The organism is Flavobacterium sp. 22659 (assembly GCF_052044235.1).
Lineage (GTDB): Bacteria > Bacteroidota > Bacteroidia > Flavobacteriales > Flavobacteriaceae > Flavobacterium > Flavobacterium johnsoniae.
This window is the reverse complement of record NZ_JBQEMU010000007.1, coordinates 65578-79659: the sequence shown is the minus strand read 5'-3', so window position 1 is coordinate 79659 and position 14082 is coordinate 65578. Positions and strand designations below refer to the sequence as shown.

At 33.4% G+C, this 14082-nt stretch carries 15 protein-coding genes; 7 read left to right on the top strand and 8 right to left on the bottom strand.

Annotated elements, in window-relative coordinates; all coding sequences use genetic code 11:
- Positions 1 to 55: 55 nt before the first annotated feature.
- The 3 genes from ACTJIW_RS09505 to rplU form a co-directional block, all read right to left on the bottom strand.
- Positions 56 to 1363, bottom strand: a complete 1308-nt coding sequence (locus ACTJIW_RS09505; protein ID WP_440714542.1) for a hypothetical protein — start codon at positions 1361 to 1363, stop codon at positions 56 to 58.
- 117 nt (positions 1364 to 1480) lie between these two features.
- Complete coding sequence (gene rpmA, locus ACTJIW_RS09500; protein ID WP_012023622.1) at positions 1481 to 1741, bottom strand: 50S ribosomal protein L27; 261 nt, start codon at positions 1739 to 1741, stop codon at positions 1481 to 1483.
- 24 nt (positions 1742 to 1765) lie between these two features.
- On the bottom strand, positions 1766 to 2209 hold the full coding sequence (gene rplU, locus ACTJIW_RS09495) for a 50S ribosomal protein L21 (RefSeq protein ID WP_012023621.1): 444 nt from the start codon (positions 2207 to 2209) through the stop codon (positions 1766 to 1768).
- Between the two features lie 271 nt (positions 2210 to 2480).
- On the opposite strand from rplU, the gene ACTJIW_RS09490 reads away from it, so the two are divergent.
- Together ACTJIW_RS09490 and ACTJIW_RS09485 are read left to right on the top strand one after the other, a co-directional pair.
- Entirely contained in the window at positions 2481 to 3803 is a 1323-nt protein-coding gene (locus tag ACTJIW_RS09490) for a M16 family metallopeptidase (protein WP_012023620.1), read from the top strand.
- Positions 3804 to 3815: 12 nt separating this feature from the next.
- Positions 3816 to 5864: a M16 family metallopeptidase gene (locus ACTJIW_RS09485; protein WP_440714543.1), complete on the top strand. Its 2049-nt coding sequence runs from the start codon at positions 3816 to 3818 to the stop codon at positions 5862 to 5864.
- A gap of 199 nt (positions 5865 to 6063) precedes the next feature.
- Here the strand turns inward: ACTJIW_RS09485 and ACTJIW_RS09480 are convergent, their stop codons facing one another.
- The gene (locus tag ACTJIW_RS09480) at positions 6064 to 6930 is read right to left on the bottom strand and encodes a DMT family transporter (RefSeq protein ID WP_440714544.1); all 867 of its coding nucleotides are present in this window, start codon (positions 6928 to 6930) and stop codon (positions 6064 to 6066) included.
- A gap of 101 nt (positions 6931 to 7031) precedes the next feature.
- On the opposite strand from ACTJIW_RS09480, the gene ACTJIW_RS09475 reads away from it, so the two are divergent.
- Positions 7032 to 7409, top strand: a complete 378-nt coding sequence (locus tag ACTJIW_RS09475) for a heavy-metal-associated domain-containing protein (RefSeq protein WP_073407967.1) — start codon at positions 7032 to 7034, stop codon at positions 7407 to 7409.
- 64 nt (positions 7410 to 7473) lie between these two features.
- Here the strand turns inward: ACTJIW_RS09475 and gldD are convergent, their stop codons facing one another.
- From gldD to ACTJIW_RS09460, 3 genes are read right to left on the bottom strand one after another with little or no spacing between them, the layout of a single operon-like run.
- Complete coding sequence (gene gldD, locus ACTJIW_RS09470; protein WP_121362425.1) at positions 7474 to 8034, bottom strand: gliding motility lipoprotein GldD; 561 nt, start codon at positions 8032 to 8034, stop codon at positions 7474 to 7476.
- Positions 8035 to 9330 carry a gliding motility-associated protein GldE gene (locus tag ACTJIW_RS09465; protein ID WP_440714545.1) on the bottom strand — a complete coding sequence of 432 codons (1296 nt, stop codon included), beginning with the start codon at positions 9328 to 9330 and terminating at the stop codon, positions 8035 to 8037.
- A gap of 23 nt (positions 9331 to 9353) precedes the next feature.
- Entirely contained in the window at positions 9354 to 9794 is a 441-nt protein-coding gene (locus ACTJIW_RS09460) for a single-stranded DNA-binding protein (protein WP_012023614.1), read from the bottom strand.
- Between the two features lie 226 nt (positions 9795 to 10020).
- Here ACTJIW_RS09460 and ACTJIW_RS09455 point away from each other — a divergent pair, with 226 nt between their 5' ends.
- Together ACTJIW_RS09455 and ACTJIW_RS09450 are read left to right on the top strand one after the other, a co-directional pair.
- Complete coding sequence (locus tag ACTJIW_RS09455; protein WP_012023613.1) at positions 10021 to 10359, top strand: DUF2085 domain-containing protein; 339 nt, start codon at positions 10021 to 10023, stop codon at positions 10357 to 10359.
- Between the two features lie 20 nt (positions 10360 to 10379).
- Positions 10380 to 10619, top strand: a complete 240-nt coding sequence (locus tag ACTJIW_RS09450; RefSeq protein ID WP_012023612.1) for a hypothetical protein — start codon at positions 10380 to 10382, stop codon at positions 10617 to 10619.
- A 31-nt stretch (positions 10620 to 10650) separates the two neighbouring features.
- On the opposite strand, the gene mutY is transcribed toward ACTJIW_RS09450, so the two are convergent.
- Positions 10651 to 11685, bottom strand: a complete 1035-nt coding sequence (gene mutY, locus ACTJIW_RS09445) for an A/G-specific adenine glycosylase (RefSeq protein WP_073407970.1) — start codon at positions 11683 to 11685, stop codon at positions 10651 to 10653.
- Positions 11686 to 11825: 140 nt separating this feature from the next.
- On the opposite strand from mutY, the gene ACTJIW_RS09440 reads away from it, so the two are divergent.
- Positions 11826 to 12116: an HU family DNA-binding protein gene (locus ACTJIW_RS09440; protein ID WP_007805026.1), complete on the top strand. Its 291-nt coding sequence runs from the start codon at positions 11826 to 11828 to the stop codon at positions 12114 to 12116.
- A 380-nt stretch (positions 12117 to 12496) separates the two neighbouring features.
- Positions 12497 to 14041 (top strand): Rne/Rng family ribonuclease, encoded by a 1545-nt coding sequence (locus tag ACTJIW_RS09435; RefSeq protein ID WP_044048260.1) that lies wholly within the window; start codon positions 12497 to 12499, stop codon positions 14039 to 14041.
- The last annotated feature ends 41 nt before the right edge of the window (positions 14042 to 14082 follow it).

Sequence of the window (14082 nt, the reverse complement as noted above, 5' to 3'; positions counted from 1 at the left end):
AAAAAATCTTTCTAAACCTTTGTCGAAGTTTAACCTCGACAAAGGTTTTTTCTTTTTAGAATGCCGGAGTTACGATAAATAATATTTGAGAAGCATATAATATACCTTTACCCAAAAGCCATAATAACCCGGCAAGACCCATTAATTTCCAAGCCCAGGCTTTTCCTCTTTTCCAATCAGAGAAAAACGAAAAGATCTCCATATATTTTATTATAATAAATATACTGCCTCCTATTAATGAAAACCAGATAATTTCATTTAAGCGGAAAGAATAACTATAAATCAAAACTGACAGAAGAAAAACAACAGTTACAAACTGCATATAGTAATAATTTCTATAACTGTATTTATGATTTATTCTACAAGATAAAATCAGGAACGACAACATTAATAAACTTACCAATGCCGATATTATATTGTTAAAAACAGGGTTAAACTGCCAGGCAAGCGCAATGAAAGCAATAAGAGCTATAACTGTACAAGCTCCTAATGAATTGATACTTCGGCCTCTATTATCATCTTTGACAAACGGAAATAAAACAGGATAAATATATTTCTCTAAAGAACGCCAAAAAGGCAATGCATAAATCGCCGCAATGCCAGAAAGAACTATTTCATAATTGTAGAAAATATCTTCTGGAACTTTATACAATACATAAAAAAGAGCAAGCGTAACAATAACAGCAGGAAAACTGATTGTTTTTACTGTTTCCCACGGATCAGATCCCCAAAAGTTATTTTCTATTTCATAAACATACTTTTTAACCCAGTATTCTTTAGTAAATACAGCTGTCGACTGGCTCCATAATAAAAACAGTCCTAAATGAATAATTACGGTTCTCATTACAAACTCATCGATTACACAGCCATAAAATACACAGGCCGCACCAATTAACAGTAGTTCGTAGGTTAACAAAACCGGAGAAAACAAAAATTTTAATAAAGGCGCCAGACGATTAATTAAAAACTGAATGAGCATACCCCAATATCGTTTAAATAAAGCGATAAGAGCGCAAACAGCAATAAATGCCGATAAATAAAACATCCAATTGGTAAGTAACTGCGTCTGCATCCAGAATTGAATTGCAGAATCTTTTGGCGGGGAATATATTACATGAGAGTTTGCAAAAATCTGCTTTGCTAACTCGTCTCTTACATTTTCATTGAATTGAGGAAACTGGTTTTTATTTTTGAGCCAAAACGGAGCGACATCAAAACCATTCTTTTTTAAAACTTCAAACTCGTATAAAATACTTTTTTGTTTATCGTTTAATAAACTTATGTGATTTGCAATACTGTCTGATACTGTTTTTCCGTACACGCTAAAACAGGACAAGAGTATAAATACTACTATTTTTTTCAACTTTTTTAATTTAAAGAGACAAACCTTTCTTAGCAAATGTAAGTTTTAAAAAGTATAAAAATAAAAAAACCCGATCTTTTCAGAACGGGTTTTTTATAAAAAGTAAATCTTTGATTATTATGCCTCAAAAGGAATAATAGATACATAAGATTTGTTATCTCTTTTCTTTTGGAACTTAACAACTCCAGCTACTCTTGCGTGTAGTGTGTGATCTTTACTGATGTAAACGTTTTCACCTGGATTGTGTTTTGAACCTCTTTGTCTAACGATGATGTTCCCAGCAATAGCAGCTTGACCACCATAAATCTTAACGCCTAAACGTTTTGATTCTGATTCTCTACCATTCTTCGAACTACCGACACCTTTCTTGTGAGCCATGACGTATGAGTTTAAATATTGTTATTATTCTTTAGTAGCTTCTTTCTTTGCTTTTGGAGCTGCTTTTTTTGCTTTTGGAGCTGCTTCTACTTCTTCAGTAGCTGCTGCTTCTTCTGCTACAACTGCTTTTTTAGCTGCTGCTTTTTTAGTTCCTCCTGCTGCAGTAATACCTTCAATTACAATTTGAGTAAGATATTGTCTGTGACCATTTCTTTTTTTGTATCCTTTTCTTCTTTTCTTTTTGAAAACGATAACTTTATCTCCTTTTAAGTGTTGTAACACTTTAGCTTCTACTGAAGCACCTTCTATAGCTGGGGCGCCTAAAGTTACATTTCCATTATCGTCTAACAAAAGAACTTTATCAAAAGAAACTTTTGAACCTTCTTCGTTAGCTAAACGGTGAACATAAACCTTTAAGTCTTTGCTTACTTTAAATTGTTGCCCTGCTATCTCTACGATTGCATACATACCAAATTGATTTATTGATTTTTAAGGTTGCAAATATACAACTAATAATTTACTGTGCAATCTCTTATTCTAAAAATATTTATTTCCGTTTAAAGTCTGTTTTTCAAGCACTTTTACAGTAAATTCTGCGTTTAATTATATGTAATTTACTGTTAAAATAAAATCGATTCTTTTGAAATTTAGAAAACCTCCATAAAAAAGGTTACTTTTGATGTAACTATAAACAAATCTTTACTACCAATCTTTATAGGTATAAATTTTATTAATCTTTATGAAAAATTCAATAATGATGTTAAGTGCTGCACTAATGCTTGGCGGAGTGGCTCATGCTCAAAAAGTAGCTTTTGAAGAATACAATTTAGACAACGGCATGCATGTCATTCTACATAACGATCCATCGGCTCCAGTGGTCATTACATCTGTAATGTATCATGTAGGATCAAAAGACGAACGTCCGGATCGTACTGGTTTTGCACATTTCTTCGAACATTTGTTATTTGAAGGAACACAAAACATTAAACGCGGCGAATGGATGAAAATCGTTACCGCAAACGGCGGTGTGAATAACGCCAACACATCAGACGACAGAACGTATTACTACGAAGTTTTTCCGTCTAATAATTTAGAACTGGGTTTATGGATGGAATCTGAAAGATTAATGCATCCTATTATCAATAAAATTGGAGTTGAAACGCAGAATGAAGTTGTAAAAGAAGAAAAAAGAATGCGTTACGACAATCAGCCCTATGGAAATATTCTTCCGGAGGTTAAAAAGAATATGTTCAAAAATCATCCATACCGCTGGACAACAATTGGATCTATGAAAGATTTAGATGCCGCAACTCTTGAAGAGTTTCAGGCATTTAACAAAAAATTCTATACTCCAAACAATGCTGTTTTAGTTGTTGCAGGAGATTTTGACAAAACAAAAGCAAAAGAATGGATTCAGAAATATTTTGGACCAATTCCGAGAGGCGAAGAAGTTAAAAAACAAACTTTTACAGAAGAACCTATCACGCAGACCATCAGATCAACATACGAAGATCCAAATATTCAGATTCCGATGATTGTCGCTTCGTACAGAACACCGTCAATGAAAACGAGAGACGCAAGAGTTTTAGATTTGATATCCTCTTATTTAAGTGATGGAAAAAGCTCTAAATTGTACAAAAAGATAGTTGACGACAAAAAAATGGCGCTTCAAATTGGCGCTGTAGGCTTTAGTCAGGAAGATTACGGAACTTATATATTATACGGTCTGCCAATGGCTCCAAATACTTCTGCCGATATTTTAAAAGAAATGGATGAAGAAATCGTAAAAATCCAAACCGATTTGATTTCTGAAAAAGATTACCAAAAATTACAAAACAAATTCGATAATAATTTTGTGAATGCAAATGCAAGTGTAGAAGGAATTGCAGAAAATCTGGCTTCGTACTATTTACTTTATGGAGATGTAAATTTAATTAATACCGAAATTGATATTTACCATTCTATTACAAGAGAAGAAATTAGAGAAGTGGCTAAGAAATATCTAAACCCAAATCAACGCTTAATTTTAGATTACATTCCTTCCCCAAAATCTCAGAACTAAGAATATCGAATCATGAAAAATTTACATACTTTTTTAATCCTTTTATTCCTAACTGGAATTATGCAAGCACAAGATCGTCCACAACCAAAACCCGGAAACCCGCCGGTAGTAAACATAAAAAAACCTCAAACCTTTGTATTATCAAATGGTATGAAGGTATTAATTGTTGAAAATCATAAACTGCCCCGCGTAAGTTTTAACCTTACACTAGACAACGCGCCCTTTACAGAAGGAAATAAAAAAGGAGTTGATGAATTAACAACAAGTTTAATTGGCAACGGAACTAAAAAAACTCCAAAAGAAACTTTTAATGAAGAAATCGACTTTTATGGTGCCAATATCAATTTTACATCTCAGGGAGCTTTTGCCAGTGCATTATCTAAATACTCAGGACGTGTTTTAGAACTTCTTGCAGAAGGTGCTTTACAGCCAAATTTTACTCAAACTGAATTCGACAAAGAAAAAGCAAAATTACTTGAAGGGCTTAAAGCCGATGAAAAAAGCGTTCCAGCTATCTCAAATCGTGTAGTTGACGTTTTGGCCTTTGGAAAAAATCATCCTTCTGGAGAATACCTTTCTGAAGAAACCGTAAAAAATGTTACTCTGGAAGATGTTCAAAAAAACTACAATACTTATTTCGTTCCAGAAAATGCATACCTAGTTATCATTGGCGATGTTAAGTTTAAAGAAACCAAAGCAGCTGTAGAAAAACTTTTCAGCGGATGGAAAAAACAGGCAGCGCCAAAAAATACTTATCCAAATCCTGAAAATGCCTCAGCACTTCAAATTGATTTTGTTGATGTTCCAAATGCGGTTCAATCAGAAATTTCTTTGGTAAATACTGTAAACCTAAAAATGAGTGATCCTGATTTTTTCCCTGCCGTGATCGCCAATCAAATTCTGGGCGGTGATTTTAACAGCTACCTAAATATGAATTTACGTGAACAGCATGCGTGGACTTACGGAGCAAATTCAAGCATTGGAAGCGGAAAATATGTAACTAAATTCAAAGCTTCATCTGCTGTTCGTAATACCGTTACAGACAGTGCAGTTGTTCAGTTTATAAAAGAAATAAAAAGAGTACGAACTGAAAGAGTTGATCCAGAAGTTTTAAGAAACGTAAAAGCAGGATACATTGGGCGTTTTGTAATGCAGGTCGAAAAACCACAAGCTGTTGCCCGATATGCTTTAAACATTGAAACAGAAAAACTTCCGGCAGATTTCTACGAAAAATACATTCAGACTATAAACAATGTAACGGCCGATGATATTTTCCGCGTAGCAAACAAGTATTTTTTACTTGACAATATGCGAATTGTTATTGTTGGAAAAGGCTCTGACGTAATTTCAGGTTTAGAAAAACTTCAAATTCCGATTTATTATTTTGACAAATACGGAAATCCGGTTGAAAAACCTGCTGTTAAAAAAGAAGCTCCAACAAACATTACAGCAAAAACGGTTTTCGAAAATTATATTAATGCAATTGGCGGAGAAAAAGCAGTAACAGCTGTAAAAACCCTTAACATGAACGGAACAACAAAAGTACCGCAGGCTCCGGGTCCGTTGACTTTTGTTTCTAAATTGGATTCTAAAGGAAAAATGATGGTTTCTCTTTCTATGGGAACCATGGATTTAATGAAACAGGTTGTAAATGAAAAAGGCGCTTATATAGAACAACAGGGGAAACGCAAAAATCTTGAAGGAAATGATCTTAAAGAAATGAAAGCAAACGCTGCTCCTTTTGAGGAATTACAATTAGTAAAAAGAACTGATTTAAAAGTTCAGGGTATTGAGCCAATCAACGGAAGTGATGCTTATGCTATAAAAGACGGCAATACAACTCATTATTATGATATAAAAACAGGATTGAAAGTAGCTAAATCTAAAGTTCGTGAACAAGACGGAAAATCGGTTACCCAAATTACAAATTTCAACGATTACAGAGTTGTAAAAGGCGTAAAAGTTCCTTTTAATTTAGTACAGAACATTGGTTTTGAATTAGATATTAAAATGACTGATATTAAGATAAACGAAGGCGTTTCTGATGCAGATTTTTTATAAAAAAAGATGCTGAGAAGCTAAGCTGCTAAGGTTCTAAGATTTTTAAGAGCTTTGTCAAGGTTTAAAACTTTGACAAAGCTCTTTTTTTATTTCTCGTTTTGTCATTCTGAGCATCTTAAACTTTTGGCGAGTTTTTTGTCAGGCTGAGCGAAGTCGAAGCCCATTGCACTCATAACTCATAATTCATAACTCAAGAAATCTATTTCTTAGCCGATAAATAAACTCCAATTAAAATAATAAAAGCACCAAAAAACTGAATCGGCGTAAGCATTTCATTATCTAATAATCCCCAAAAGAAAGCAACTATCGGGATTAAATACGTTACTGAAGTTGCAAATACAGGAGATGAAATCTGAATTAATTTAAAGAATAAAACATTCGCAATTCCGGTTCCTAAAACTCCCAAAATCATTACAAACAAAATAGAATGCTGCGCTTCCTGAATATGCATTCTCTGAGAAAAATCGGTAGTACTCAAAATAATCAAAGCCGGAATAAGCAGTATGGCAAAATTTCCTGTTGTGATACTCAGCGAATTTAAATCAGATAAATATTTCTTGATCAAATTAACGTTTATGGCATAACTCAGCGTTGCAATAACTACCAATAGAACATATAAGTAATTTTGCGTTCCTCCTGCAGAATCTCCGCTTAAAACCAAAAGAAGACATCCCAGAAGTCCAATAAAAACACCTAAAACCTGCCGCTTTTGAAACTGGATTCCGAAAATAAGAATTCCCAGTACTAAAGTATTTAAAGGCGTAAGCGAATTCAAAATAGCCACGATTGAACTGTCAACTTCAGTCTCGGCAATAGCAAATAAGAAGGCTGGAGTAAAAGTTCCAAAAAAAGATGTTACGGCAACAAATTTCCATTGACGGCGCGATATCTTTCCTAAACTCTTAAAGCCGACAATTAATAAAAAGAGAGCTGCAAAAATAATTCTAAACGAACCAACCTGAATTGCTGTTAATCCAACCAATCCCCTTTTGATTAAGATAAAAGAACTTCCCCAAATTAAGGACAAGACTAATAAGTAAGCCCACTTTAATTGTTTTGCATCCATATAAACTATTTTACTGCAAATTTGTACTATTTTTATGAACTGACCTCTCGTTTTTTACTAATTTTGCAAAGAACACAATTACTCAATTAAAATTATATATAATGAAATTTACAAAGATCATTGCTTCATTAGCAATTGCAGGTTTAGTATTTGTAAGCTGCAAAAAAGAAGAAGATAAAAATCTGGCTAATATAAAACCATTAGAAACAACTGCTAAAGAACAAAAAGCAATTGCTGCTGAAAATGTACAAACCGCAAGTTTTAAAATTGAAGGAATGACTTGTGCAATGGGATGCGCTAAAACAATCGAGAAAGAATTATCGAACCTTGACGGTGTTGAAAAAGCAGCTGTTGATTTCGACAAAAAAACAGCAACGGTTACTTTTGATAAAACGGTTCAAAATCAAGAATCTTTAACAAAAACTGTTCAGGAAACCGGAGACGGAAAAACATACAAAGTTTCAGACTTTAAATCTTAAGTTTAAACTTTACCCAAACAAAAACGGCGTTCAATTGAACGCCGTTTTTGTTTTCTTTATATTTTTATTTCCACTTTAAAGTTTCCATTATACGCTGCATGTCATTTTTGATATAACTCGCTGCCGGCATGATCGAATCGAAATTAGGTTTTGCATAAAAATAAACCGATCCCGCTATAAAATGTTTTGTACTGTCTGTAACATAAAACTGAGAGTTTGTCGCCGCATTACCATCAACCTGATAAAACATTCCGTAAACCTTTTTTTCAGGATTTATGTAAGGCTGTTCTAAAATATCATCGGCTTTAATAACATGCTCATAAGTAAGTTTTTGTGCATCCTTTAAAAGCTTTTCAATATTACCGTTTACAGGTTTGTAAGTTAAATATATAGTCGCTTTCATTTTTGGATAAGTAATCGCAAATCCGCAGTCTTTTTCGCCTTTAATAACAGCGTCTTCATTCATCTGAAAAACAAACGGGCAGTTATTTTCAAAATTAACGTATTTAGCTTCCGGATAATCTAATCTCAGGAAACTTGCAGGTTTTGGCAGCACATCGTCTTTACAGCTTACGACTGTTAATGTCAGCAAAATTGCAGTTACTGAAAGGATTTTTTTAAACATTTATTCTATTGTTACTTTTATTTGTTTTACACGCTTTTTGTCAACGGTTTCTATTGTAAAAACACAATTCTCAAAAGCTATTTTTTGATCTTTTTTAGGGAAATTACCCAGAATTTCCAGAATAAATCCGGCTAAAGTTTCGGCTTCACCTTTACTGGCTTCAAATACATCTTCATCAACATCAACAATTCTGTAGAAATCTTTAAGATTTATTTTTCCTTCAAAAAGAAAATTCTTTTCGTCAATTTGAGAGAAATTCAAATTCTCGTCATCAAATTCATCGCTTATATCCCCTACTATTTCTTCGATTACATCTTCAAGAGAAACCAATCCTGATGTCCCGCCATATTCGTCTACCACAATAGCAAGATGACTTTTTAGGCTTTGAAAATCTTTTAGCAGATTATCCAGTTTTTTATTCTCAGGAACAAAAAATGGTTCGCGCATTAAAGAAGCCCAGTCAAAATCGTCTTTGTCGATATGAGGCAATAAATCTTTTACGAATAAAACGCCTTCTATCTGATCAATATTATCACGATAAACCGGAATTCTCGAAAATCCTTTTTCGATTATTTTAGGGCAGATTGCAGAAAATGGTTCTGTTATTTCCAGAGCAAATATATCAATCCTCGGACTCATAACCTGCTTTGTATCTGTATTTCCAAAAGAAACAATTCCTTCCAGAATTTTTTGTTCTTCTGTTGATGTTCCTTCAGAATCTGTTAATTCTAAAGCCTGAGAAAGCTGGTTAATCGAAAAATTATTTTTTTGTTTTCCTAATTTATTGTGCAAATATAAAGTAACCCTGCGCATAGGCAAGCTAATTGGCGACAGTAATTTATCTAAAATTGAAATGGAATAGGCAAAACGTTTGGCAAATTTAATATTGTTTCGGCTGGCGTATACTTTTGGAAGTACTTCTCCAAACAATAAAATAAAAAAAGTAACCAGGATTACTTCTAAAATAAATTTTAAAACAGGAGACTCAACGCCCGAAAAAATGTTTCTTCCTATAAAAGAAAACAGGATAACAACTCCAATATTTAAAAAATTATTGGCTACTAATAACGTCGCTAAGAGTTTTTTGGGTCTGTCTAAAAGGTTAGAGATGATTTTCCCTTTTGAGTCATTTTCCTGAAGAGTATCATCGATATCTTTTTGAGATAAAGAAAAAAGTGCAACTTCGGCACCTGAAACAATTGCTGACAAAAACAGCAAAATAAATATTCCGACAAAACCAATAATTAAATTGATGTCTAAAGTTGTAGTAAAAAATAAACTGGGCTCCGGGTCCAAATTACATAAGATTAGTTAAACAATCAAAAAGGCAGGTCATTTATTGGCAAGCCTTCGCTGGGTGCATCAAAGTTAGTGTTTTTTGCTGATTCCTGATCTTGATTTGGTTTATGATTTGCAGTTTCTTTTTTAGTAGTCAGGAAAGTAAACTCAGTCACCTGAATTTCGGTAGTATATTTTGTTGTACCATCTTCTGCCTGCCATTGCCTTGATTTTATACGTCCTTCAACATATATTTTATCTCCTTTGGAAAGATATTTTTCGCAAATTTCAGCTGCTTTATTACGCACAACCAAATTATGCCATTCTGTAGAAGTTATTTTCTCATTGGTAGTTTTATTAATATAAACTTCATTAGTTGCCAGCTGAAAACGCCCGATACAGTTTCCTCCATCAAAATAATGCATTTTCACATCATCGCCCAAATGACCAATAAGCATGACTTTATTTAATGTTCCATTCATAATTAATAGCGGTATTTCTACCAAAGATACATTTTTTTAGCAAATTAATTCCTGCTTTTCTAAAAATTGTAAAGCAGGATGACAAAGAAAATACTTTAACCTAAGCAAAACAATACTATTTTTAGTATGAATGAAAATTTTAATTTTTTCTGAGCATTAAAAAATGAATACAGGCATTAAGTCTTAATAATATTTTGTTAAAAAGAAAAATAATGTATTTTTGGATATGAGAAAAATTGAATTTGTAAGTTGTCACAAACTTCCCGAAAGATCTTTTTTTTACAAAGGAAAACAATTTCCTTTTTGTGCCCGATGTACCGGTATTTATGTTGGTTATTTCATTTTCATACCTTTATTATGGTTCATGAAAATCGATATTTACTGGGCTTTGCTTGCTATTGCACCAACTATGATAGATGGTTTAACCCAAGCCTATTTCAACAGAGAAAGCACTAATTTCCTGCGTTTTTCTACAGGCATCCTGGCTGGTTACGGACTTGCCGGACTTTCTGATTTTATTGCCTATTGGATTGTCTATTTCTTTAAACACCTCTTTATAAATTAACAACTAAAAACTATATAATTATGTCTGAAGGAAATTCAAATTTTGATGAATTCGAAAAGAAAAACGACAAATCGCAACAGGACCTAAGTACTGGATTAAAAGTATTATCCTTTTGTATTCCGCTGGCAGGAGCAATCATTTACTTTGTAAAAAAGAATGACGAACCTGTAGCTGCAAAATCTGCCTGTAATATGGCTTTAATTGGTTTTGCTGTTGGAATTGTTGTTAGAATAATTCAATACGCGACTGCAGGCGTATAAATAAAAAACCGACTTGACAGTCGGTTTTTTATTATAACTTCTCTATAAAATTATAAATTACAATAGGAAAAGGAAACGTTTTAATTTTTTCAAATTCAATTCCTTCCTTTATATTCTCCTTTATTTTAATTTTCCAAAACTGAATATGCAGATGCTGGTGTGAAAGCTTATGTATTACCGCAGCTTCAGCGCATTCTTCAACACTTAATATAGTATATACAGGAAACACCTGATTTTGTACTGCATTAGAAATATAATCAAAATCTACAATTTCACTGGTTTCTAAAAGCGGGAATTCGTATAAATTATGCCAGATACCTTTTGCTGTTCTTTTTTGTATAACTGTATTTCCCAAACTATCTTCTAAAACAAAATAATTAAAAAATCGATTGGTAATTTTAACTTTCTTGGATTTAACAGGAAGAATGTCGACTTTCTTTTTTTGTAAAGCCAGACAGCTCTCATTAAAGATACATATAGTACAATTGGGGCTTTTAGGCACACATTGCAGCGCGCCAAATTCCATAATTGCCTGATTAAAAGTTGCCGGATCATTTTTGGGCATTAATTCATAAGCCAACGCAGCAAATTCTTTTTTAGACGCAGGGAGTGCAATATCTGATTCTATATCAAAATAACGGGAAAGCACCCTAAAAACATTGCCATCGACGACCGGAACGGCTTCATTATAAGAAAATGAAGCAATTGCAGCCGCAGTATATTCACCAACACCTTTTAAATTAAGCAGCTCTTTATAAGTTTCAGGAAAAACTCCATTTAGCTCATAAGCAACATACTTAGCAGTATTATGCAGATTTCTGGCTCTTGAGTAATATCCCAGTCCCTGCCAAAGTTTTAAAACTTGTTCTTCAGAGGCATTTGCGAGGTCAAAAACAGTTGGAAATTCTTGCGTAAAAGCAAAAAAGTAAGGCATTCCTTGCACAACTCTGGTTTGTTGCAGCATAATTTCTGAGAGCCAAATATGGTACGGATTGGCTGTTTTTCGCCATGGAAGATCCCGTTTGTTTTGTAAATACCATTTTATCAACCTGTTATGAAAATTCATCGTCAAATCCTTAAAATGCAAAAGTAAATGTTTATGTAATTAAAATTTAACGAATTAGCTTGATTAATTATTTTTTTAATTCCTATATTTGCAAACTCAAAAAAATAGTACACCATTTATAAAATAAAATAGGAAAGAAAATGACGAAAGCAGATATCGTAGCGAAAATTTCAGAGAAATTAGGTCTTGAAAAAGGAGATGTTCAAGCAACAGTAGAAACTTTTATGGAAGAAGTTAAAACTTCTTTAGAAACAGGAGACAACGTATACCTAAGAGGTTTTGGTAGTTTTATTGTAAAAACCAGAGCTGAAAAAACAGGTAGAAATATCTCTAAAAACACTACAATTAAAATTCCAGCACACAACATCCCTGCTTTTAAACCAGCAAAAGTATTTGTAGAAGGAGTAAAAACTAACAACGAAGCAAAATAATATTAATTAACATAAAATCTGACACGATATGCCAAGTGGTAAAAAAAGAAAGAGACATAAGGTAGCTACTCACAAACGTAAGAAAAGAGCGAGAGCTAACCGCCACAAAAAGAAAAAGTAGTTTTAAACTACTTTTTTCTTTTTAAACGTTCATTGAAATTGGAGTTTGATAGTCTAAGTCACAGATTACAGTTTGCAGCTTAAAACTGCTTACTGCCGCTGAAAACTGAGAACTAACTCCACCGGGTTAATACCTGTTAAAAATATTGTTTAATCCATCCTTGTAGAAGTTGATGATTTTTGTTTTTTGGTTTTTGGTTTCTTTACCAACAACTATCAACAAGCAACCGACAACCAATTCACGGATAAAAATTTACAGTGTGAATAAAGAATTAATCATTAGATCTAGTTCTGAAGCAGTAGATTTTGCCTTATTAAAAGATGGAAAACTAATTGAATTACACAAAGAAGAAGAAAAAAGCAACTTTCAGGTTGGTGATATTTTTATTGCCAAAATCAGAAAACCAGTTGCCGGACTTAATGCTGCTTTTGTAAATGTAGGTTTCGAAAAAGATGCCTTTTTACATTATCATGATTTAGGTCCAAATCTAGCTTCTCAGCTGAAATTCATAAAACTTGTAAGCGCAGGTAAATTAAAAGATTTCTCCCTAAAAACCTTTCAGTTTGAAAAAGAGATTGACAAAGATGGCATCATTACTGATATTTTAAGTGCCAATCAATCTGTCTTAGTTCAAGTAGTTAAAGAACCTATATCGACCAAAGGTCCAAGAATAAGTGCTGAGCTTTCTCTTGCCGGAAGATTTATCGTTCTAGTTCCTTTTTCTGATCGTGTTTCTATTTCTCAAAAAATAGAAGACAAAAAAGAAAAGGATCGTCTAAAAAAACTTGTTCTATCGATCAAACCTAAAGGATTTGGTGTTATTGTTCGCACAGTAGCCGAAGGCAAAAACGTAGCCGAATTAGAAAAAGATTTGCAGAACCTGCTTGGCAGATGGTCTGCAATGTGTAAAAAATTACCAACTGCTCATCATCCATCAAAAGTATTAGGAGAGCTTAACAGAGCTTCTTCAATATTAAGAGATGTATTCAACGATACCTTCAGCGGTATTCAAATAGATGATGAAGAGTTGTACCATCAAACGAAGGAATATCTGCAGGAAATTGCACCTTCAAAACAATCGATTGTTAAGTTTTATCAATCAAATGACACTCCAATTTTTGAGAAATACAATATAGAGAGACAAATCAAAACTTCTTTTGGCCGAACTGTCTCCATGAGTAAAGGTGCTTATCTTATCATAGAACACACTGAGGCTCTTCACGTTATAGATGTGAACAGCGGAAACCGTTCTAACAAAGCAACCAATCAGGAAGATACTGCCATGGAAGTAAATATGATTGCCGCAGCAGAAATCGCAAGACAACTACGCTTGCGTGATATGGGCGGTATAATCGTAGTTGATTTTATCGATATGTCTAATCCAGAAAACAGGAAAGTTTTGTTCGACTTCTTGCGAGAAGAAATGAGCGACGATAAAGCAAAGCATAAAATATTACCGCCGAGTAAATTTGGTTTAGTCCAGATTACAAGACAGCGAGTAAGACCAGAAGTTAATATAAAAACAAGAGAAGAAGATCCAAATAAAGTTAATGGCGAAATTGAAGCGCCAATATTAATAATTGACAAGATCACCTCTGACTTAGAAAGACTTTTAAAAACCCACAATAAGGTTGTGCTTAATACACACCCATTTGTGGCTGCATACCTCAGCAAAGGTTTTCCATCATTACGTTCAAAATGGTTTTTTGAACATAAGAAATGGGTGAAAATCATACCTCGTGACGCTTACACGTATTTAGAATACCATTTCTACGACAAAAAAGGAAATGTTATTACAGAATAAAACAAAAAACCGCCTTTCGAAAGACTGGCGGTTTTTTTGTG

Excerpts from the sequence above, each read along its gene's own strand:
- mutY (WP_073407970.1), bottom strand. The coding sequence starts at position 11,685 with ATGAATTTTCATAACAGGTTGATAAAATGGTATTTACAAAACAAACGG.
- ACTJIW_RS09490 (WP_012023620.1), top strand. The coding sequence starts at position 2,481 with ATGAAAAATTCAATAATGATGTTAAGTGCTGCACTAATGCTTGGCGGA.
- ACTJIW_RS09480 (WP_440714544.1), bottom strand. The coding sequence starts at position 6,930 with ATGGATGCAAAACAATTAAAGTGGGCTTACTTATTAGTCTTGTCCTTA.
- rpmA (WP_012023622.1), bottom strand. The coding sequence starts at position 1,741 with ATGGCTCACAAGAAAGGTGTCGGTAGTTCGAAGAATGGTAGAGAATCA.
- ACTJIW_RS09460 (WP_012023614.1), bottom strand. The coding sequence starts at position 9,794 with ATGAATGGAACATTAAATAAAGTCATGCTTATTGGTCATTTGGGCGAT.
- ACTJIW_RS09475 (WP_073407967.1), top strand. The coding sequence starts at position 7,032 with ATGAAATTTACAAAGATCATTGCTTCATTAGCAATTGCAGGTTTAGTA.
- ACTJIW_RS09455 (WP_012023613.1), top strand. The coding sequence starts at position 10,021 with ATGAGAAAAATTGAATTTGTAAGTTGTCACAAACTTCCCGAAAGATCT.
- ACTJIW_RS09440 (WP_007805026.1), top strand. The coding sequence starts at position 11,826 with ATGACGAAAGCAGATATCGTAGCGAAAATTTCAGAGAAATTAGGTCTT.
- ACTJIW_RS09450 (WP_012023612.1), top strand. The coding sequence starts at position 10,380 with ATGTCTGAAGGAAATTCAAATTTTGATGAATTCGAAAAGAAAAACGAC.
- ACTJIW_RS09485 (WP_440714543.1), top strand. The coding sequence starts at position 3,816 with ATGAAAAATTTACATACTTTTTTAATCCTTTTATTCCTAACTGGAATT.
- gldD (WP_121362425.1), bottom strand. The coding sequence starts at position 8,034 with ATGTTTAAAAAAATCCTTTCAGTAACTGCAATTTTGCTGACATTAACA.
- rplU (WP_012023621.1), bottom strand. The coding sequence starts at position 2,209 with ATGTATGCAATCGTAGAGATAGCAGGGCAACAATTTAAAGTAAGCAAA.